The organism is Clostridium muellerianum (assembly GCF_012926525.1).
Classification (GTDB): domain Bacteria; phylum Bacillota; class Clostridia; order Clostridiales; family Clostridiaceae; genus Clostridium_AM; species Clostridium_AM muellerianum.
Map to the genome: position 1 here is coordinate 33,878 of NZ_JABBNI010000047.1, position 22,955 is coordinate 56,832.

Annotated in this window: 18 protein-coding genes and 1 tRNA gene; 17 read left to right on the top strand and 2 right to left on the bottom strand. The window is 29.8% G+C overall.

The genetic code is table 11. The features are described 5' to 3' along the window. Nucleotides 1-96 precede the first annotated feature (96 nt). The 17 genes from HBE96_RS18270 to HBE96_RS18350 all read left to right on the top strand — a co-directional run bounded on the left by HBE96_RS18270 (nt 97) and on the right by HBE96_RS18350 (nt 20,351). Nucleotides 97-690, top strand: a complete 594-nt coding sequence (locus HBE96_RS18270; RefSeq protein WP_169299152.1) for a helix-hairpin-helix domain-containing protein — start codon at nt 97-99, stop codon at nt 688-690. A gap of 626 nt (nt 691-1,316) precedes the next feature. Further along, nucleotides 1,317-2,351 (top strand): selenide, water dikinase SelD, encoded by a 1,035-nt coding sequence (gene selD, locus HBE96_RS18275; protein ID WP_169299153.1) that lies wholly within the window; start codon nt 1,317-1,319, stop codon nt 2,349-2,351. A gap of 26 nt (nt 2,352-2,377) precedes the next feature. Next, entirely contained in the window at nt 2,378-3,760 is a 1,383-nt protein-coding gene (gene selA, locus HBE96_RS18280; RefSeq protein ID WP_169299154.1) for an L-seryl-tRNA(Sec) selenium transferase, read from the top strand. Between the two features lie 35 nt (nt 3,761-3,795). Next, on the top strand, nt 3,796-5,700 hold the full coding sequence (gene selB, locus HBE96_RS18285; protein WP_169299155.1) for a selenocysteine-specific translation elongation factor: 1,905 nt from the start codon (nt 3,796-3,798) through the stop codon (nt 5,698-5,700). 415 nt (nt 5,701-6,115) lie between these two features. Beyond that, nucleotides 6,116-6,212, top strand: a tRNA-Sec gene (locus HBE96_RS18290). A gap of 601 nt (nt 6,213-6,813) precedes the next feature. Next, nucleotides 6,814-8,859 carry a KUP/HAK/KT family potassium transporter gene (locus HBE96_RS18295; RefSeq protein ID WP_169299156.1) on the top strand — a complete coding sequence of 682 codons (2,046 nt, stop codon included), beginning with the start codon at nt 6,814-6,816 and terminating at the stop codon, nt 8,857-8,859. A 211-nt stretch (nt 8,860-9,070) separates the two neighbouring features. Next, entirely contained in the window at nt 9,071-9,679 is a 609-nt protein-coding gene (locus HBE96_RS18300) for an SMI1/KNR4 family protein (RefSeq protein ID WP_169299157.1), read from the top strand. 93 nt (nt 9,680-9,772) lie between these two features. Then, nucleotides 9,773-10,135 carry a hypothetical protein gene (locus HBE96_RS18305; protein WP_169299158.1) on the top strand — a complete coding sequence of 121 codons (363 nt, stop codon included), beginning with the start codon at nt 9,773-9,775 and terminating at the stop codon, nt 10,133-10,135. A gap of 394 nt (nt 10,136-10,529) precedes the next feature. Further along, nucleotides 10,530-10,637: a 4Fe-4S dicluster domain-containing protein gene (locus HBE96_RS18310; protein ID WP_425350765.1), complete on the top strand. Its 108-nt coding sequence runs from the start codon at nt 10,530-10,532 to the stop codon at nt 10,635-10,637. 59 nt (nt 10,638-10,696) lie between these two features. Further along, the gene (locus tag HBE96_RS18315) at nt 10,697-11,302 is read left to right on the top strand and encodes a sugar O-acetyltransferase (RefSeq protein WP_169299159.1); all 606 of its coding nucleotides are present in this window, start codon (nt 10,697-10,699) and stop codon (nt 11,300-11,302) included. A gap of 164 nt (nt 11,303-11,466) precedes the next feature. Further along, nucleotides 11,467-11,955 carry an immunity protein YezG family protein gene (locus HBE96_RS18320; RefSeq protein ID WP_169299160.1) on the top strand — a complete coding sequence of 163 codons (489 nt, stop codon included), beginning with the start codon at nt 11,467-11,469 and terminating at the stop codon, nt 11,953-11,955. Between the two features lie 161 nt (nt 11,956-12,116). Then, the gene (locus HBE96_RS18325) at nt 12,117-12,974 is read left to right on the top strand and encodes an AAA family ATPase (protein WP_169299161.1); all 858 of its coding nucleotides are present in this window, start codon (nt 12,117-12,119) and stop codon (nt 12,972-12,974) included. A gap of 141 nt (nt 12,975-13,115) precedes the next feature. Then, nucleotides 13,116-15,791, top strand: a complete 2,676-nt coding sequence (locus HBE96_RS18330) for a winged helix-turn-helix domain-containing protein (RefSeq protein WP_169299162.1) — start codon at nt 13,116-13,118, stop codon at nt 15,789-15,791. Between the two features lie 139 nt (nt 15,792-15,930). Then, on the top strand, nt 15,931-17,292 hold the full coding sequence (locus tag HBE96_RS18335; RefSeq protein WP_169299163.1) for an MATE family efflux transporter: 1,362 nt from the start codon (nt 15,931-15,933) through the stop codon (nt 17,290-17,292). A 36-nt stretch (nt 17,293-17,328) separates the two neighbouring features. After that, nucleotides 17,329-18,090 (top strand): MerR family transcriptional regulator, encoded by a 762-nt coding sequence (locus HBE96_RS18340; protein ID WP_169299164.1) that lies wholly within the window; start codon nt 17,329-17,331, stop codon nt 18,088-18,090. 106 nt (nt 18,091-18,196) lie between these two features. Beyond that, nucleotides 18,197-19,375, top strand: coding sequence for a M28 family metallopeptidase (locus tag HBE96_RS18345; protein ID WP_169299165.1), 1,179 nt, complete (start codon nt 18,197-18,199; stop codon nt 19,373-19,375). Between the two features lie 139 nt (nt 19,376-19,514). After that, nucleotides 19,515-20,351 (top strand): MerR family transcriptional regulator, encoded by an 837-nt coding sequence (locus HBE96_RS18350; RefSeq protein ID WP_169299166.1) that lies wholly within the window; start codon nt 19,515-19,517, stop codon nt 20,349-20,351. 373 nt (nt 20,352-20,724) lie between these two features. Here HBE96_RS18350 and HBE96_RS18355 read toward each other — a convergent pair whose 3' ends face one another. After that, a complete protein-coding gene (locus HBE96_RS18355) occupies nt 20,725-21,423 on the bottom strand; it encodes a FadR/GntR family transcriptional regulator (RefSeq protein ID WP_169299167.1) in 699 nt (232 codons plus the stop codon). Nucleotides 21,424-21,547: 124 nt separating this feature from the next. Then, complete coding sequence (locus HBE96_RS18360; protein WP_169299168.1) at nt 21,548-22,750, bottom strand: MFS transporter; 1,203 nt, start codon at nt 22,748-22,750, stop codon at nt 21,548-21,550. Nucleotides 22,751-22,955 lie beyond the last annotated feature (205 nt).

The following is a 22,955-nucleotide window of genomic DNA, read 5'->3' on the forward strand; positions in this document are numbered from 1 at the left end:
TTATATCAAAAAAGTTCTATTTTTGCGACAGAATTTTTGAAACCTGTCAATAATCTAAATAATAGACAAGAAAACACGCTTTATTGGAGGTTTATAATGAATAAAAAAAAGAAAATTATAGGTTCTATAATTATTTTGATCATATTTGCAGTATTTTTAACAGCAGGATACGTTATTTCAAAGCCAGCTAAGGATTTAAATGCTAAAGAGGTTTTTAATGAAACAACAGTTGTAGAAAGTAAAGATACTAAAACTAAAGAAATTACTGTTTATATTAATGGAGAAGTTAAAAACCCAGGAGTTTATAAATTAAAAGATGGAAGTAGGGCACAGGATTTACTGAATAGTGCAGGAGGCTTTAGTGAGACTGCAGATAAATGCAAATTAAATCTTGCAAAAAAACTAAAGGATGAAGATTATATATATGTAGACAGGAAAAATGATAAAAATATATCAGCTTCAGGCAGCATAGGAAATTCTAGCATATCACAAGATGGAAAAGTAGATATAAACAGTGCATCAAAGGAACAATTAAAGACTGTACCTGGAATAGGGGATACAACAGCACAGAAGATAATAGATTATAGAGAAAAGAATGGTTCATTTAAGTCTATTGAGGATTTAAAAAAGGTTGGAAGAATAGGGGATAAGACTTTAGAAAAAATTAAGGACAAAATAGAGGTTAGGTAATGTTAAAGTGCAGTTGTAATATAAGCATAATGTGACGCAAAGGTGCAGTAGTAGTTTGGATTTTAACTTTTACTCCATGATATATGGTAATTGTTTCATCACTGCTAAATGTTTTAATTATTCTAAAGCTCGAAATTTTTGAACTAAGAATAATACTAAAACAATTTAGCTAATGTGATGAAACACTTACCATATATCACTACATAAAAGTTAAAATCCAAACTAGTAACTTCAAGCGTACGCACATAATTAAATTGTCATAAGTTATTTTCTATTTTGCATAAATATTTCGAAAGAGATTGATCATAATGTATTATAAGCAATTTTTAATATTAAAATTACAATAGTTACTACACAATTTTTTAGGTGGAGGGATCTTTGAATATATGGTGTATAAAAGCTTTTGAGTGAATTTTAGGCATTAGAGCTCCTTAATAAACGGTCAGCTTTTATACACCATATATTCAATGCGGACTCCACCTAAAAAGTTGCGTCGCAATATTTTTACATTGTGGATTGTAGATGTTAATGTAATAACTATACTTATAGCTAAAAGTGAAGTATTATATATATGTAGTTAAGATGTGTAACTATGATATGAAATTATGAGTTAGTGAGGTGGTAGCATGTCAGTGAAAAGGCTTACAGAATTATCAAAAACATCGGGATGAGCAGCTAAGATAGGACCGGAGGTCTTAAGTAATATTTTAGGAAAACTGCCCAAGATGGAAAATGAAAATTTGATAGTTGGTATAGAAACTTCTGATGATGCAGCAGTTTATAAATTAAATGATGAAATGGCAGTAATACAAACACTGGATTTTTTTACTCCTGTAGTAGATGATCCTTACACCTTTGGACAAATTGCCGCAGCTAATTCTTTAAGTGATATATATGCTATGGGGGGAAAACCAACAGTAGCTTTAAATATAGTATGTTTTCCTACCTGCTTATCTATAGATATTTTAGGAGAAATACTTAAAGGAGGAGCAGATAAAGTATTAGAAGCAGGAGCAGTAGTAATAGGTGGTCATACAGTGGAAGACAGCGAGCCTAAGTATGGTCTGTCTGTTATGGGGCTAGTTCACCCGGATAAAATTTTAAAAAATTATGGTTCAAAGGTAGGAGATGTAGTTATAATAACAAAACCTTTAGGGCTTGGTATTATAAATACTGCAATAAAAGGTGAAGTAGCATGTAAAGAAGCCTATAATAAGGCAGTTAAGGTTATGACAACTTTAAATAAATACGCAGGTGAAATTGTAGTTAAGTACAATTTAAGTGCATGTACAGATGTAACAGGCTTTGGTATTATGGGGCATGGTTATGAAATGGCTTCTGCTTCAAAGGTTACCTTAAAGATATATTCAGGTAAAGTACCTTATATAGAAGAAGCTAGGGAATATGCACAGATGGGTTTAGTGCCGGCTGGATCCTATAATAATAGAAATTACCTGGAGGGAAAATACCAATTTAAAAATATAGATGAATGGATGAAGGATATATTGTTTGATCCTCAAACTTCAGGGGGACTTTTAATTACATGCTCAAAGGTAGAAGGTGATAAAATTATGAAACAACTTCTTTCTTTGGAAATGCCGTCAGCTATAATTGGGGAAGTTATAGAGCAGCAGGGGGAAAACTATATAATAGTTGAATAGTAGAATATGCTAAGGGGTGATATTAATTGATAAAGAAAGACTTGCTAAGGAAATTACCTAAAATTGATGAGCTTTTAAAAGAAGATATAGTAAAAGATAGTTTAAAAGATACAATGAGGACATTAGTTATAGATTCTTTGAGAGCTTCTATAGATCAATATAGAGAATACATATTAGAAGATGAAATACAGGATTTCAAAAAGGAAGATATACTATCAAGATTTCAGGAAATTTTGGAGACTAAAAAGGAACCTAATCTTAAAGGTGTAATAAATGCGGTAGGAGTAGTTATTCATACTAATTTAGGAAGATCAATACTTCCTGAAGAAGCTGTGAAAAATGTTATAGAAGTTACACAAAACTATAATAATTTAGAATATGACTTAAAAAAAGGTGAAAGAGGTTCTAGATATAGTCATATAGAAGAACTTATTAAAAAAGTAACTGGTGCAGAGGCTGCATTAGTTGTAAATAATAATGCAGCAGCTGTAATGCTGGTTTTAAACACATTGTGTAAGGATAAGGAGGCTATAGTTTCTCGTGGTCAACTTGTAGAAATAGGAGGATCTTTTAGAGTACCAGATGTAATGGTTTTTAGTGGAGCTGAACTTGTGGAGGTAGGAACTACAAATAGAACCCATTTATATGATTATGAGAACAATATAAATGAAAATACAGGGGTTCTGCTTAAGGTTCATACATCAAACTTTAAAATTCTTGGATTTACGGATGATGTTCCTTTAGAGGAGCTAGTAGCACTTGGAAAAGAGAAATCTATACCTGTAATTGAAGATATAGGTAGTGGAAGTTTAATTGATTTTTCAAAGTACAATTTTACATATGAACCTACAGTACAGGAAAGCATAAAAAAAGGCGTAGATGTAGTTACATTTAGCGGAGATAAAATGCTTGGAGGTCCTCAAGTTGGAATAATTGTGGGTAAAAAAGAATTTGTAGATAAAATGAAAAAAAACCAGCTTACCAGGGCGCTTAGAATAGACAAAATGATCTTAGCTGCTCTGGAGGGTACTATGAAGTATTATTTAGATGAAAAAGAAGCAGTAAAAAAAATACCTACACTTCATATGATGTTAAGTAGTAAAGATGAGCACAAGAAAAGAGCATATAAGTTAAAAAGAAAGCTTAAAAACAAAGTCGGAGATTTTAATTTTGTTGTGGGAGAGGATTATTCTATGGTAGGTGGAGGTTCTATGCCTATAGAAAGAATTCCAACCTATGTTATAAAAGTTAAGAGCAATAAATATAAACCGGAAGAGTTAGAAGTAAAATTGAGAAAAAACAAAATTCCAATAATAGTAAGAGTGGCTAATGATGAAGTTATTATGGATGTAAGAACTATGTTTGATAGGGATTTTGATATGGTTGCTGAAACTTTTGCTGGGCTTTAAAACGTTGATATGTAAATGAGAAAGGATGTGAGGTTATGAAGCATATTATAATAGGAACATCAGGACATATAGATCATGGTAAAACTACACTTATAAAGGCTTTAACAGGAAGAGAAACAGATACTTTAAGGGAAGAAAAAGAAAGAGGCATATCCATAAATCTAGGATTTACGTTTTTTGATTTGCCTTCAGGTAGAAGAGCTGGAATTGTAGATGTTCCAGGTCATGAAAAGTTTATAAAAAATATGTTAGCTGGTGCAAGCGGTATAGATATAGTAATGATGGTAATTGCAGCAGACGAAGGTATAATGCCTCAAACCAGAGAACATTTTGAAATACTGCAGCTTCTTAATATAAAAAAAGGATTAATTGTACTTACAAAATCAGATTTAGTAGATGATGAATGGCTTTCAATGATTAAAGAGGATATAAGAAGTGAATTTAAAGGCACATTTTTAGAAAATGCACCTATACACTCAGTTTCTTCAAAAACAGGAATGGGATTAGATGCATTAATAAAGGATATAGATAAACTTACAGAAGAAATCGATGCTAGGGATATTCAGGGGCATTTCAGACTTCCTGTGGATAGAGTATTTTCAGTAAGTGGTTTTGGTACTATAGTAACGGGAACTATAATTAGTGGAATAATTAAAGAAGGAGAAAATATAGAAATTTATCCGTCTAAAGAAGTATGCAAAATAAGGGGAATTCAGGTACATGATAAACCTGTGAATGAGGCAGAAGCAGGACAAAGATGTGCTTTAAACATAGCTAATATTAAGACTATTGATATTAAAAGGGGAGATGTAGTTGCAGCTCACAACTTAATGGAACCAGCTCTTATGATAGATTGTAAACTTCATTATTTAAAGAGTGCATTAAAACCTCTGGAAAATAGGCAGAGAGTAAGAGTTTATCATGGTACCAGTGAGGTAATATGCAGAGTTGTAATATTAGATAAAGAAGAGGTAAAACCAGGGGAAGAAGCCTATGTTCAATTGAGATTAGAAAAGCCTTTAACAGTTCAAAGAAATGATAGGTTTGTAATAAGAAGTTATTCTCCTATGTATACTATAGGGGGAGGTTCTATAATAGAGCCTTTAGCTAAAAAGGCAAAAAGATTTGATGAAAAATATATAGAAGAGTTAAAGGTAAAAGAAAGCGGTAAAACTGAGAATATAATTGAAAACAAGGTTAAAGAGTTAAGTGATCAGTATCCTAAAGCTTCGGATATACTTAAAGCTTTAGGAAAAAATGAAGAAAAAATCCAGGAAAAGCTTAAGTTACTTGTGGATGAAAATAAAATAGTAAAATTTGATACAGGTGATAAATCTGTATACGTGCATAAAGAATATATAGATAAAAAAGTAAACATAATGTGTGATTTGTTAGAAAGGTTTCATAAAGAAAATCCTTTAAAATGGGGAATATCCAGGGAAGAAATAAAAAATAAAGTGTTTAAAGGTATAAAACAGAAAATATATGATGAAATGCTGAATTTGTTTGAAAAAGATGAGAAGATTAATATACATGGAAGCTTTATTTCTTTAGAAGGTTTCATTATAAAATATACTAAAGAACAGAAGAATATAAGAGAAAATATTATAAAAGTATTTAAGGACTCTAAATTTTCTCCTCCTAAGTACAGTGAAATAGAAGAGAAACAACAGGATAAGAAAAACTTCAAAATGATATTTAGTTCTTTACTAGAGGAAGGTGTTATAGTTAAAGTATCTGAAGACTGCATATTCTTGCAGGAAGATTATAATAAAGTTAAAGAGTTTACAGTTAATTTTATAAATAAAAATGGAAGTTTAACTTTGGCTCAGCTTAGAGATGAGCTTAATACCAGTAGGAAATATGCTGTGGCTTTAATAGAACATTTTGATAGTATAAAATTAACTAAAAGGGTAGAAGATAAAAGGGTATTATATTAAAACTTATATATCTATAAGGCACATTCAATAAAATAACTAGTCAGTATGTTAGCCTATTTTGCATCATACTGCGTCAGCAGAACCCTTTGATAGAACAACTATCAGCGGAACCTGCTTCCTTGTCTGATACAAAATAGACTAACATCTTTGACTAGTTATTTTATTGAATGTGCCTAAGTTAAATTGTTAATTTGAAGTTTAATTATTAAATTAAGTATATTCTGAAAAAATGTATTTACAAAAGTTGACATAGAGTGATTATTATTTTATAATAAGTAAGAGTAATAGATTGCAGCGATGTGTATTACATTTTGTAATACATTATAATGTTAGCTAAACTCATCAATAGTGCATCAGTTTTTATCCGTAACTTATAATATAGTTATGAGAGATGCTGTTATATTGGATAAATTAAGGGAGTAGATAGGTTCTGGTGTTCCTGGCGGTCTTCAAAACCGTTCCGTCGTGCTAAGACCACGATAGGTGGGTTCGATTCCCACATATTCCCGCCAATGAATGTTACAGGCTTTGAGAGGATTTTAAAAGTCCTTTCAAGGCTTTTTTATTATATATGAATTTTCTATTTTTGGCTTTTGCTTAAATCAGTTTTATTCTCCTCAGGAGATTATGGTACCTTACCTAGTCTATATTCTGATTTTATAAATTGTGGGTTAGCGGGTGAAAAACAATTTACTGAATCTTTGTTGTAGTAATGTTACAAATATACTATAATTTTATGTATGCAGTTGAAATTTGTAAGATAAGGTGTAATAAAATGTAAAATAGGAGAGATACAAATGAAAACAATATGTACTTAACTAATATCAAATCTTTTTAAAAAGTATTTTAAGGCATCTGAAAGAAAATAATAAGTCCAGATGCGAAGGATATTTTGCGTCAGGCAAGGAGGCAGGTTCCGCAGATAGTTGAACTATCTAAGGGTTCTGCCGACGCCGCATGACATAAAATAGACTAGTAGATGGACTTATTATTGTTTTGAAGATGCCTAAGCAATCATACAACAAAAAACTTGAAAAATCATAGTAACTGTATAGTTGCAAAAAGTGGCGCAAGCCGTAAGTATTGATAAACTGATTTATATTGGAGGAGATTATGAAAAACTTTATAAAAGATAAACAGAAACAGATACCTTTACGCTTTGAATATGTTTTGATAGCACTGGGTATTGTGTATGGTGATATTGGTACATCACCAATATATGTAATGAAAGCAATTGTCTCTGGAAATGGTGGACTTGCCACACTAGATAATAATTTTATTATTGGTGCGCTTTCTTTAATTATTTGGACAGTGACTCTATTAACAACTGTGAAATATGTTATGGTTGCTATGCAGGCAGATAACCATGGAGAAGGTGGTATATTTTCCTTATATTCACTGGTAATGAAACGTGCAAAATGGCTTGTAATTCCTGCAATCATTGGAGGTGCAGCATTATTAGCAGATGGCGTTCTTACTCCTGCTGTTACAGTTACTTCAGCAATTGAAGGCTTGCGTGGTATTCCATTGCTTTCAAATTTTATAGGAGAAGGACAAGGAACAATTATATTAATCACTGTTTTTATTATTAGTTCTTTATTTCTTTTACAACGTGCAGGAACCAGTTTGATTGGAAAAGCATTTGGACCTATAATGGCTCTTTGGTTTGCATTCCTTGGAGTTATTGGTATATTATCGATTAGATTTAATCCACATGTACTTTTAGCCCTAAATCCTTTCCGAGGTATCCAATTGCTTTTTAGTTCCTATAATAAAGCTGGTTTTATGATATTAGGTAGTGTTTTTCTAGCAACTACAGGAGCAGAAGCTTTGTATTCTGATATGGGTCACGTTGGTAAGCTAAACATCTACGGTAGTTGGCCTTATGTTAAAATCTGTTTAATTCTTAATTATTTAGGACAAGGGGCTTGGTTGATGCAAGCGCGATTACATCCACAGGGTTACCCTGTAACTGACTTAAATCCATTTTTTGCCGTGATGCCAGGCTCTTTACAACTTTTTGCAGTGATTTTAAGTACATTGGCTGCGATTATTGCTTCACAAGCACTTATTACTGGTTCCTTTACTCTCGTTTCAGAAGCAATACATTTAGGTTTGATGCCTCACTTGCAAATTCAATATCCCTCTAAAATGAAAGGGCAAATATATATTCCAAAGGTCAATAATATCCTTTGGATCTCATGCATTGGTGTAATATTGTTCTTTAAATCCTCAGGAAGAATGGAATCTGCTTATGGATTAGCAATTACAGCAACAATGCTCATGACCACACTTTTGCTTTTCCAATATTTACGTAGTAAAAGTGTACCAAGTATTTTTTCTGTTCCTTTTCTTGTATTTTTTGGTGCATTAGAGACTTCTTTTTTATTGTCCAGTGCAACAAAATTTATGCATGGTGGGTATGTAGCTGTTCTACTGGCTCTAGCTTTATTTACTGTAATGATTACTTGGCATAAAGGATACCAAATTGAGCAAAGGCAATCTAAACTTTTCCCAGCCAAGCGTTTTGTGGAGCAATTAAGGCAATTAAGAGGAGATATTACTCTTCCTTATACTGCCTGCAATCTCGTATATTTAACAAGCAACGGAAATATGAATCATCTTGAAAGAGATGTGTTGTATTCCATTTTAGACAAACGTCCAAAACGAGCACAAATTTATTGGTTCATTCATATAGAAGTTGCAGATAAACCTTACACAAGGGAATATAGGATTCAAAATTTTGGCACAGATTTCTGCTTCAAAGTTCAACTAAAATTGGGATTTAAAGTGGATCAGCAAATTAACGTCTATATGAGACAGATTATTCATGATCTCATGAAAAGTGGCGAAATAAAGCCACAATCTCAAGTCTACTCTTTGTATGATGAAAAAAATGTAGGTGATTTTAAGTTTGTTCTCATCCGAAAAACTTTAGCTCCTGACAGTGACATTTCAGGAATTGACCGTGCATTTATGAGATTAAAATACAATATTAATAATTATACAGGATCACCAGTTCGTTGGTTTGGACTAGAAAACTCAAGTACCATTGAAGAATCTGTTCCTTTGTTCATGAAACGTAAAGAAACACATATGTTAACACGAATGGACAGTAAAGTCATATACCATGATATTAGAGAGAAAAAAAATGCCTAGGATTTCATTGGTGTTGAATAAACAAGGTAGCATGTACTTTGATTTTTTAAAAAATATAAGGAACTTATTTAGTGTTTTAGAATAACATTGTCCCCATGAGACGTAAACAAATTGTTAACAATTTATTTGGGTAACAGAGATTGAAAGCCAGTTGATAATTTCTGTTGCTAATATTATAATATTAAAAAAAATAGATATTAGAGGTAATATTATGATAAAAAAAGAACATAAAGACTTTATAGAAAATTGTTTTAAAACATTAGAGAAGAATAATACCGAGAAATTTTATATATCTTCAAATTTCTATAGAGAAATTCCAGAAGAGATGATAGATGATGATAAAAATAAATGGAAGTTAATAGAATCAAATGTTTCAGAAGAAGATATAGCTAGATTAGAAGAATATTTTCAAGTAAAGTTACCAGAACTATATAAAGCATTCATATCTTCATATTTCTATTTATTTGACAAGTTAGAAGGCCTAGTTGATAATTTTAATGGTTATGATGACTATGATATGGAAGTAGATATTATTAATCAAACACCTGATGAACCATTAGATGAAATATATCATGTATTTAATGAATGTAAGGAACTTTTAAAATTTGGATATATTCCAATAGGGGATTTAGATGATATTGGACCTATATGTTTTGATGTATTGAATAATTATAGGTTAGTACTACTTGATCATGAAGAATATTATCAATGTGAGAGTAGAGACGAACTTGAAGAAATAGCTATGGTGGTATTTAGTAATTTTAAAAATTTCTTAGAATGTTTCTTCTGTGGATTAAAATATGTATGTGAAGATATTTAAATAAAAGAAGACTATTGTATAATTCATAGTATATAGCTGAAAATTGTAATTTAAAGAGAAACAAGAATAATTCCGTTCATAAGAGGTGTAAACATGAAATTCATATGTAAACAATGTAATATTGAATTAACGAAGCATTTGATAAAACTACAGAATCTAAACTTGTTAAATGAGAATGATGGTGAGGATTATATTCCTTCTGGATTTTATATTATTGGAGATGGAAGCTATGATAGTAATTCTAAAGGTAAAATAATTATTAATTTAAATGACTTAATTAATTCAAAACATCATTCAGATATATCTCGGTTAAATGGATGTTGTGGTCTTGATGGGGTAGATGGCATAAACACTGTTTGTGTTAATAATCACGAAATTGGTACTGAAAACTCAGATTGTTGGATGGCTCATTATATTTTACTTGAACCAGATATGGTAGGATGGATTGAAGATTAGCAACAAAAACTGTGCTAGTTTTTGTAAGATGGTTGATCATTTACGGAGATTGGAAGTTAGCTGATAATCTCTGTTGTTAATTTTTAAAACCATAGTATTATAAATTAATTTATATATATAACATTCTGTATTGATTGTGTTATAAAATGTATTATAATTAAGTTAATAAATGAGCAAAATAAAAACAGGGTGTTGGTAGCACCTTGTAGTATACAATTCTAGTTGCTTAGGCAACTGATAAAGCTTAAACTTATAAAAAAGTAGCCATTACCGTTTGCGCAGGTGGGCTACTTTTTTATATTACTATAGTAACAAATGTTGTTATATATATACATTAATTAAAAAAGTTGTATAATTAAAATGGATAGGGTAGGGATATATTAAAGGAAGTAATTTGAATAGGGCAGCTGCCTGTATTGTATGTGGTCAGTGTGAGAGTGTTTGTCCACAGCACATCAAGATTATTGATGAGTTGAAGAAGGCTGCCGAAGTATTTGAATAAACTGTAATTTTAATATAGAAATATCAGTACCTAAATCTAATATTTTAAGGAAGTGAACTATGATGGAAGAAGAAAAAATTTTTGCAGGTAAGTTGTTTGATGCTCGTACAAAAGAACTGAGAGATATTAAGCATAAGGCACATGTTCTTTGCCAAAAATTTAATACACTTGATGAGTATGATGAAAACCGCTTATCAATAATTAAAGAGTTTATTGGGAAAATAGGTGAAAAGTACTATTTTCAAGGTCCCATACGGTTTAATTATGGAAGTCATACTTTTATTGGTGAAAGTTTCTTTGCTAATTTTAATCTTACGGTTATGGATGATGCAAGAATTTATATAGGTGATAATGTAATGTTTGGTCCAAATGTATCGTTAATGGCTACCAATCATCCACTTATAGCTGAAGAACGAATAGCTATGAAATATCCAGATGGTCATGTTTCAGTATCTGAATATGCCGAAGAGATTCATATAGGAAATAATGTTTGGATTGCTGCAAATGTTGTAGTTACCGGTGGTGTTCATATTGGTGATAATGCTGTTATTGGGGCAGGCAGTGTAGTAACAAAGGATATTCCTGCTAACTATGTTGCGTATGGTGTTCCTTGTAAACCTGTGCGAATGATTACTGAAAAAGATTCAAAGTTAGATTTACTGTAATTATTAAAGTAAAATTATTATAAACTCAGGTGATTTTTAGAAAAGTAATATAGCTTTAAATCAGTCCGTTGAAGAATTGATAAATTTTCTTTCTTATGGGATACTTATGAGATAAAATAAGTATCCTTTTTAAATTCCTTAGACATAGCAAAGGAGATAGATAAATGATTCTTAAAAATAATGATATAAATAAAATATATAATATGATTGAAAATAAGTTAGAGGAAATAATACCAGTAGAGTGGGAAAAAATTATTCTTTATGCAGAGGTAACAGAAGATTTAGTAATATCATATTTTTATTTTTATGAAAGTAATAAAAGGGAGCCAGTTTATAGTTTAGATATAGATGAGGAATATAATTTAGATGATGAAGAAGTAGAAGAGCTATCAGATGAATTGGATGAATGTTTAAGAGAATTGTGGAAAGTTTTTTTATTAGAAAAGCAGAAACAATGGACTAATATTACTATGTATATCAATAATAAAAGAGAATTTAATATTGATTATGACTACAATGACATAAGAAATGAGGACCCTTATAAACAGCATATAATATGGAGATATGAAAAACTAGGATTATATCCAGTAAAAGAGAGAGAAAGAGATGTTAGAATAATAGAAGACTACATAAACGTTAAAAGGTCAAATTAATTTTATCAACAAAAAAATGTGACAGTTGAGTTAATTAATAAAAAAACTTTTACCTGTATTTAAACTTCAGTGGTTGTGAAACTTTAAAAAAAGTAATTTATTGTATATAATATAAATAATAAAACGCATTGAATTTAATGAAATGATGGAGAGTATCTTATATGGTTTATTTGAATGTTTTTACATTTCCAAGTGATGATATGGAATTTGACTTTTTAATAGAGGAAAGAAGAACGTGCTATGACTCCTTTTATCCATTTAAGATATTATCGAGACATGGTTTTGAAAGAATTGATTTTGAACCAATTACTATTTTATATGGTGGAAATGGTTCAGGAAAATCTACAGCATTAAATGTAATAGCAGAAAAAACAGGAATAAGTAGAGATTCCATCTATAATAAATCTAACTTTTATTCTCACTATGTGAATATGTGTGAGATGCAGCTTGAAGATGATTATATTCCTGAAAACAGCAGAATTATAACAAGTGATGATGTATTTGATTATATGTTGAATATTCGTAATCTTAACGAAGGAATTGACCAAAAACGTGAAAAACTTTTTGAAGAGTATTTGGAGGCAAAATATTCTCATTTTCAAATAAGATCTATTGAAGATTATGATCAGCTAAAAAAAGTAAATACGACTAGAAGCGTAACTCAGTCATGTTTTGTGAGAAATGAATTGATGGATAATGTAAGGGAATATTCAAATGGAGAAAGTGCATTTAAATACTTTATTGAAAAAATAGATGAAAATGGATTATATATATTGGATGAGCCTGAAAATAGTCTTTCTCCAAAACGTCAGCTGGAATTAGTGAGACTTATTGAGGATTCTGCACGATATTTAGGATGTCAGTTTATTATATCAACACATTCACCATTTCTGCTTGCAATTGGTGGAGCAAAAATATATGATCTTGATGAAAATCCAGTTGATGTGAAAAAATGGACAGAGTTAGAAAATGTGCGTACATATTACGAGTTTTTTAAAAGACATGAAAATGAGTTTTAATGTTATTTAAAGTTGAGATATATGAGCATCAATAGTTTGACAAATAACTATTGATGCTATTTTGATGGAATAAATAAAAAATAGTATAGAGTTTTAAATACAAACCCTATAGAATGAAACTTTTAAAGGATGTTATGAATAATGGATAAAGTTTTTATTAAAAGTAAGATAAATATACCAAAAGTAAAGGACAAAATAGTAAAAAGAGAAGATTTATTTAACAGGCTAAATGAAGCCATAAACTATAAGCTTATATTAATTACTGCTCCAGCTGGTTTTGGTAAGAGCACATTGATAGCTTCATGGTTAAATTTTAACATTAAGAAAAAATATTCTACTGCATGGTTATCTCTTTCTAAAAGGGATAGTGAGCCTATAGTGTTTTGGAAATACATTGTTTATGCACTTGATAAAATAAAAGAAGGAATTATGAAAAATTCTGTTTTAACATTTAATTCTTTTCAATTTAAAAGCGGTTTTGACACAGAAATATTAGCAGTAATATTAAATGATCTTGATGAATTAAAAGAAGATTTGTTTTTAGTTATAGATGATTTATATTTGATTAGTAATAAGGCAATATATGATCAGTTGAAATTTTTTATAAGAAATATGCCGCCGAATATTCATATAGTAATTATAAGCAGAGTAGTTCCTGACATAGGCATAAGTAAGCTTCGAGCTACAGATAACATGCTTCAGCTATCTCAGGAAGATTTAAGCTTTACTAAAAAAGAAACAGAAACCTTTTTTAAAGAAGTTATGAGTGTAGATATATCTGATAACGCTGTAAATATTTTAGAAGAACGTACTGAAGGATGGGCAGCGGGACTTCAAATGGCTGGCCTTTCCTTGAAAAATACTAAAAATGAAAAAAATTTCTTGAATAGTTTTAAGGGTGATCATAGATATGTGCTGGATTATTTAATGGAAGAAGTATTTTCACTTTTGGATAAAGAAACTCAAGACTTTCTTATGAAGACTTCAATATTAGAAGAAATGAGTTATGATTTGTGTAATAGAGTTGCACAGATAAAAAATAGTCAGGAACTTTTAGAAAAAATAGATACAGAAAATTTATTTATGATACCTTTAGATGAAAATAAGGAATGGTATAGATATCATCATTTGTTTAAAGATTTTTTAAGAAATAGAAGGTCTATGAAAGTGGAGGACATTTTACCTGAAGCTTATAATGCTGCAGCACAGTGGTATAAGGAAAATGGTTTCTATGATGAAGCAATTAATTTTTATATTGAAGCGGAAAACTATGATGAAGCAAGAATTATAATAGAAAAAATTGATATGGATTTAATGTTTAGTGGTGATATGAAAAAAGTTTATGATTGGTGTATGGCAATTCCTAAAGAAATGTTTTATGCTATACCTCGTCTTTGCATGAATGCAGCATGGTTTACATGCACTAATGGCGATTACAAGGCTACGGATAATTACTTAAAGTATGCAGAGCAGGCTTTAAAGTTACAGGGGAATGAAGTAGATGTAAAGTACTTTTTCACGGAAATAATGATCATTAAAGGAATGCTTGCAACATTAGAAAAAGATAGTAATAAAATTATGGAATATGCAAATAAAGCTAAGGATTATGGAAATAAACATAATATCCTAAAAGCAACAAATGCTTTGTTAAAGGGAACTGCATGTATTTATGAAGGTGATGTAAGAACAGCCATAGTATTTTTTGAGGAATGTCTTGAGATTAGTAAAAATATTAATAATTACTATACAGCTGTTATGGCTAACAAAAGCTTAATCATATCAAAAATACTAAGAGGCAATATTTTTGAAGCAGAAAAGCTGTGTATAGACTTAATGGAATATTTAACTGAAAGACATGCTGCAAACATTCCTATAGCAGCTGCCATATATAATGATTTAGCTGACATATATTATGAGTGGAATGAGCTTGATAAATCAATAGAATATGTAAAAAAAGCTTTAAAGCTTGCTAAAAAAGGAGAAGTAGGCTGGATTTTATGCACAAGTTATATGACTTTAGCAAAAATATTTTTTGCAACGTTTAATATTGAAGATGCTTTAAAGTACTTGGATAAAGCTGAAAAGTTCAGATTAAATGATAAACTATTTGATGTAAAATTAGAGTTTCTTATGGTGAAAGCTAATATATTTTTAAGAAGTGGCAATTTTGAAGGAGTAGAAAAATTAATAAATGATGATATTTTTAACTGTTTAATAAAATGCAATATAGCCTATCCCTATTATTACTTAACAAAGATTAGATATCTTATATTTAAAAATACATTAGATGAAGCAGAAACTTTAATAATTGGTCTCTGTGAAACCTTTGAAAGAAGAAAGGTTAATAAGGTACTTGCAGAAGCCTTAATCTTAAAAAGTATTATTTATGAGAAAAAAGGTAATAAAAAGGAAGCCATAGAGGCTTTAATAAAGGCAATAAATATTTCCTATAAAGAAAAATATCTTAGAATCTTTTTAAATGAAGAGAAGTATTTAAAGGAGCTTATTATTAATGAAGGTACAAAGCTTCAAGCTTTGATTAAGAAAGAAGCTAAAAGTTTTTTAAATCAAATAATTGAAGGCTTTAATAATAAAATTAATATTATGAAAAAGCCTGCCTACTTAGAGATATTAAGCGTAAGAGAATTAGAGGTCCTTAAATATTTACAAAAAGGATTTACCAACTTAGAAATAGCAGATGCTTTATTTGTATCTGTGAACACTGTAAAAACACATCTTTTAAATATATATACTAAGTTGGATGTACACAGTAGAGCGGAAGCATTAACTAAAGCCAATGAATTTGGAATTTTTTAATTAGAAGAGGGGTGATTGAAAAAATCACCCATTTTAATCATACCTGTGGGTGATAAAAATACATTTTTAAACTAGTAAAATATAATCAAGAAATGCTTTCATGATATTTTATTGTTTTAAGAAAGGAATTGATATAAAAATGAAAAAACACGCAGGGAATGATTTTACTACAGGAGATATTAAAAGTCATATATTAAAATTTGCTGTACCAATGGTTATAGGACTTTTTTTAACTATGGGATACACCATAATAAATACTATTTGGATTGGGAATTTACTGGGGAAGGAAGCTATGGCAGCTACTTCAGTAAGTTTTCCTATTACTTTTATACTCATTGCTATAGCCACAGGCTCAACTACAGCTATTTCTATATTAATATCTAGAAATTATGGAGCAAAAAACTTCAACACTATTAACAAAATAATAGAGACTTCTTTTTCATTATTTTCTATACTAGCTGTAGTTCTTATATCTTTAGTATTTATTTTCAAAAATGAATTATTGAATTTAATGGGAACTCCAAAGGAAATATTTAATATGGCATCAAGTTATTTAGGGGTATTGCTTTTTGCCACATTTATTAATTATATATATTCTGTTATTAATTCAATTCTCTCAGGAATTGGAGATACTAAAACCTCAGTAAAGTTTCTAATTTTATCAACAATCGTAAATGCTATATTAGATCCATTTCTTATAATGAAATTTAAGCTTAATGGAGCAGCGGGAGCATCTCTTGTTTCAGGGAGCATTGCAATTATATCTGCAATAATATGCTTAAAAAGAAAAAAACTTCAGATTGATATTATTCCTAAAAGATTTGGCTTTAATAAGAAAATAGTTTTAGAAATATTAAAAATGGGAATGCCATCCACAATACAACAGTGTTTAATGCCAATTAGCCTTATATTTATTACATCTTTTATAAGTAGATTTGGTGCAGATGCCATTGCAGCTTACGGGGCAGCAAGTAAAGTAGATTATTTAGCTATAATGCCTGGTATGGCTATAGGAACAGCAGCATCAGTTATAACAGGGCAGAATATTGGAGCTAATAAGCTAGAAAGAGTAAAGGATGTTCTTAAATGGGGAATAATTATAAATTTTACTACACTTGCTTTAGTGGCTATATTGGTAACAATTTTCCCAAATCAAATTCTAATGGCCTTTGCAAGAGATTCCAAAATTTTAGTTATAGGATCAACATACTTAAGAATTAATGCTGTAGGTTATTTAATATTCAGTGTAACCTATGTAACCAATGGTATTATAACAGGTTCAGGAAAAACTATGGTAACTATGACAATTTCAGCAGTAACACTTTTATTATTTAGAGTACCACTAGCTAATTTTATGTCACAAACCAGCATAGGAATTAAAGGAATTTGGTATGCTATTTTAATTACTTCTGTATTTTCTACTATTTGCAGTATGCTTTACTATTTATCAGGAAGATATAAGAAAAAGTTAGTTGTTTATAGAGAAGAAGCTTATAATTAGATATATGTGAGTTTTGATTTGGTATGGTGAGATATTATGGAGAAAAATAAAAAAATATATAAAATTAATGATTTAGCTAAAATTTATGGTGTTCATTCCAATACCATAAGACTATATGAAAAGTTAGGATTTATATCTAAAGCAAAAAGAAATGTGAATAACTATCGCATATTTGAAGAATTACATGTATTACAAATAAAGGTTTGTCGATGTATTTTTGGCTATCCTTTTACAAACAAATGTATAAGGAATGCCGGGAATGAAATCATGTGGTCAATAGCAAGAAAACAGTGGCCTGAAGCAGGACAAAATACAGATTGTTATATACAGATAATTGAACAGGAAATTAAGAAGGCGCAAAGGGCCTGCGAAATGCTACAGAATTGGGCAAACTCAACTAGAGATAACGAAATCTTATTAGAAAAGAAAATGCTGTCACGTAAAGACAGTGCTGATTATCTTGGAGTTACTAGTGAAGCCATACGAAACTGGGAAAGGAATGGATTAATTCTTGCAGAAGAAGTAGGTACAAAAGGTGAAAAACTTTATTCAAGTACGGATTTAGGAAGAATGCACATTATATATATGTTATTACAGTCCGGATATAGTATGGCTTCCATCCGCCGTAGTATTTTAATGTATGATAAAGGACATGCTGAGCTGGTGACATCAGCACTGGATTGTAAAGAGTATGATGATTTTATTTCAGTTGGAGATCGCTGGCTTTATGAATTAAATAAACTATTAGAAGCATCTCAAAAAATACCTCCAATTATTGAAGAGATGAAAAATTTATAAACCTTACACTTGCACACCACCCTATATTTTCTATGCTATTTTTTAATAGAAGGATGGTGTGTTGTTTTTTTTATCCTAAATTATTAAAAAAACTGGAGGTAAAACAATGATAAGTAAGGTTTTTGAAGTGATTACAAAAGAGCGTGCAGTAGGAACAGCTGCAAATGATGAAATAATAAATTTTTTAGAAAATAAGTTTAAGCATATGAACTATTCAATAAAGTCTCTGCCATTTGAATGTGCTATTTGGGAAAAGGGAAAATCAACTCTTATGAGTGATAATTACTTGTTTGAGGTTGAACCAAGCCCTTTTTCTGAGCCATTTAAGGGAAGTGGAAAATTGATTATGGTTAAAACTGTGGAGGAATTAGAGAAGATTACCTGTAATGATGTTATCTTAGTATTGGCAGGAAAGCTTACAGAAAGTCCTTTGCAGCCCAAAGACTATCCATTTTATTATCCCAAGGAGCATAAATGTCTTATTTCTTTACTTGAAAGGAAAAAGCCAAGAGCAATTATTGCTGTAACAGGTTACAATCCATTAAGTGGTCAAAATCCATTTCCACTTTTTGAAGATGGAAATTTTTTAATACCATCAGGAAATATTAATGATCAAACCTTATCAAAAATTGAGGCCGCAGGACTTTTAGGGGAGGTTGTAAATTTGACAATAGACTCCCATAAGAGGTTATCTAAAAGCCGACAGATTGTAGCATTAAAGAAAGCTAAAAAATCAATAGGCAAAATTGTTATAGGAGCTCATATGGACACAAAATATAATACACCTGGAGCTTTAGATAACGCAGCTGGAGTTGCAGTATTGCTGCAGGTGGCTGAAGTATTGAAATCTGCAGCATACGATATAGAGATTGTACCATTTAATAGTGAAGAATTTTATGGTGCGTGTGGTGAAATGGAATATTTAAAATTAATTGATAATGAAAAAGATAGAATTAAGCTTATGATTAATATAGATTCACCATGTCATAAGGGTGCTAAAACGGCTGTTTCCTTTCACAATCTAAGTGATAATATAAGTGAAATTATAAACTGTACTATGGGTAGGAGTGAAAAAATTGTTAAAGGTAAGGAATGGTATGCTGGAGATCATGTTCCGTTTATATTTCGTGGTATACCTTGTTTGGTAGTAACATCATCAGATCTTTTTAGTGGTGCCTTAGAATACACCCATACCTCAGAAGATACGTTGGATACCATTGATTTTGACATGATTGATCATATAGTCAGGTATATAGTTGAAATTATCTTAGCTTTTTCTGTTTAAGCATTTCTAGAATGAATGTATTTGGATTCTAAATTTGAACCGCAATAAATAAGCAGCTTAATCTTAGAATCTTTTTTAGCATCTGTCTGTTATGGTAAAATGTAGTTAATTGCGTTTATATGAGGAGTTGATTAATATAATGGACGAAAGTAAAAAACTTTATCAAATAGGAGAAGTATCTAAAATATGCAATATTCCAATAAAAACACTCAGATATTATGATGAAATAGAACTGCTGATACCAAGAAAGATTGATCCAGACAGTAATTATAGATATTATTCAAATGATCAATTGGCTTTGGTACTTGTAATCAAGCATTTTAAAGAAGCAGGTTTTTCATTAAAGGAAATAAAGGTGCTTTTAGGCAGAGAAGATCTAGAGTATAACATAAGAAAAATTAATGAAAAATGTATAGAAATTGATAATAAAATTAATGATTTAAAAATGCTAAAAACAAAATTGCAGTTTTTTATAAAAGAAAGTAAGAAGAAAAAGAAGGAACATGAAGAATTTAAAATTAAGGTAAAAGAAATACCTATATCTTATGTTGCTTACCTTAGAAGCAAAGGACCTTGTACTATTGAAGAATTTACAGTTAGGTACTGTAAGCTGATCTCATTAGTTGAAAGAAACAATTTTCACATTATAAAAAATGCTATGGCAGTGTATTATGATAACTGCATCGATTTTGAAGAAAAAGAAAAGGAAGATTATGATATTGAAGTTTGTATAGCTGTATCTGAAGAAAGAGAAATAGATGGTTTAGTTAGAAAATTTGGAGGCTTTAAGGCTGTTACTGCTGTTCATTATGGAAGTTATGATAATATGATAGATACTTATAGGAAGTTATATAAATACATTTATGAAAATGGCTATGAAATTTATGGTGAGCCTATAGATAATTATCTTGTAGATATAATGAACACAATAGATGAAGAAAATTATGTGACTGAATTAATAATTCCAATAAAATAATTAAACTACATTTGTAGATAAACACATCAAATACTTAACTTATAAAAAAGTGCTTATTGGTAATAGTTAATACAAGTTAAAAGTTTTTAGAGGAAGGTGAAGAAGAATTTTTTTGCTGTATTACGAAAAATCTTTAATTTAAAAGAAACTCATTTTCTTTTGTTTCTCAGGAGTACTCTCCGATTAAGGGATGCTTTGCATTAGCAAAACAAGCCTAAAAATCAAAGAAGAAAACTCACCTTCACTGTCCTCTAGAAACATATTTTCATTTTTTAAATATTATCAATAATTTTCGTAGTATAAGTCTATTGACCGACATTAATATGAAAAAATACTACGGTTCTTTTCATATTTTCCTCTATTAAGCTATGCTTTAAGTTTGTTTTGTATCTAATAATTGAATTACATCCTCTAAATGATTATACATAGAGCTATATGCGGAATTACTGTCTCTTTGTTCTATTGCGCTCATTATTTTGTTATGATCTTCTATCATATTTTTTAGTGAGGTTCTATATTTAAATCCAAAATATTGATTTGAAAAAATTGTTTTTGAAATTAATTTATAGTATTGAATAAATAGTGGTGAATGAGATGCTTTAATGATCTCTTGATGAAACTGTAAATCAGCATTATTACATTCCTTTAATAATCCCATATATAATTTATGTAATTCATCTATAGATTTTAAATAAGCATTTCTTATTAATTTTATTTCATTTCTTGATGCATTTATAGCTGCTGATTTAGCTGCTTCACTTTCAATTAATTGTCTAGTTCTTAAAGCTTCAACATAAAGTTCTTGTATATCTTCTTTATCAAATGGTGAATTATGGTCAAATAAATTTACTTTTTTAAATCCTTGAACAATTGGACTTGAGTAGGTGACAGCTTTAAGTATTCCTTCTTCACAAAGTTTTTCTATAGCTTGTCGTACTGGAATACGGCTTATATTAAATTCCTCTGCAATTTTTCTTTCGCTAGGTAATTTGCTGTTAATCTCAAAGTTTCCATTTAAAATATTCTCTTTAATATAATCAATAATTTGTTCAGTAGCAGTTAAATTGGACATAGTACATTTCACCTCCAATTTTATATTCTATTCTATCATAATGAAAAATCAAGAAAATAATAAATTAAGTATACTTGTCTGTTATTTTTTTATTTGTCATAAATTGAATTAATTACGTAAGGATTTAGCTTTCATTTGATTCAATGCAATCATTTTGATTTAAGATATTTGTATTAAAGTTTTTATAATATATTACTGATGCTGCTGCTCCAAATATTGATAGTAAAGCTAATAGAAAATATCCATTTTTTATTGATGTTGATGAAGCTATTTTTCCCACAAACATTGGGAAAATTGACATACCTATAGCATAAATAGCCTGAAAAAATCCCATTGCTGTAGATTTTTGATATTGTGGTACTTCTTTCATTGCTTCACTAGTTAAATATGAGCAAAGAATTCCTGTAGACATGCCCGGAAGAATCTGTAGCAAAAAAATAACAGGAATGCTATCTAGTGTGGAAACAAGTATACAATAAACTGAAATTAAAGAAAAAACAGATGGAATCCACAATTTAGGTCCACTTTTGGCACAAAATTTTGAAGATGCAAATCCTGCTGATAGCACTGCAGATATCATATATAATATAGATGATAAGCCTACAATTAATGAAGTAGCTCCTAAATCTTTTAGTATCTGTGTTGTAAATGACATTGTTGTAGACATTTGAATGCCTTGCTGAATTAATGCCAAAATGGAAAAAAATATGAGGCGTTTATTTGTACATATTAATAAATATTTAGAAAAGGGAACATTTGAATTAATTTTTTGGTTTTGATGTTCTTTAATGTTAAGTGCTAAAACTGCACCAATCATACCAGATGCAGCACTCATAACACATAAAGCTTTCATGCCTAATTTATCATAAAATAATGTACTTACTATAAATCCAGCTAATATTCCTATATTGTTAACAAGAATAATATTGCTTGTTCCTTTTTGTTGATCATCATATGAAAAATATCCAGTATAGTGAATCATATAAGAAATCCAGGTTGATGAAGCTATTCCAGATAAAATGTTTGCAATAAGAAATCCTTCACTGTTTGGCATAATAACACGTATAAACGAAGCTAAGCCAGCAAAAGCAATTCCAATTAATATAAAACATTTATGTTTTCCAATAGAATCTGCCAAAACTCCAACTGGAAGCCTTAATAGACATTGAGAAATTCCATAAGAACCTATAATTGTTCCGATCATATTTGCTGAAACATTAATCATAGATAAATATGGATTTTGGAATGGTATATAAACATATTGTGCAAACCAAAATAAGGCAACAATAATACGCAAGAGTATTTTTTGATTAATTATCTTTTTCATAATACATTTCTCCTAAATGGTATATTTATGTTATAAATAATATACCATTTTCTATTATAATGCAAGTTTTAGTATTATAAGTAAAAGAATTTAATACAGATATTTATAAAACAAGAGTTGACTCTCCAGTTACTGTATGCAGTATTCTTTCAATTGTAGATATTCGCACTAGAAAGTAGACATATATGTATAGATAAGTTTACTA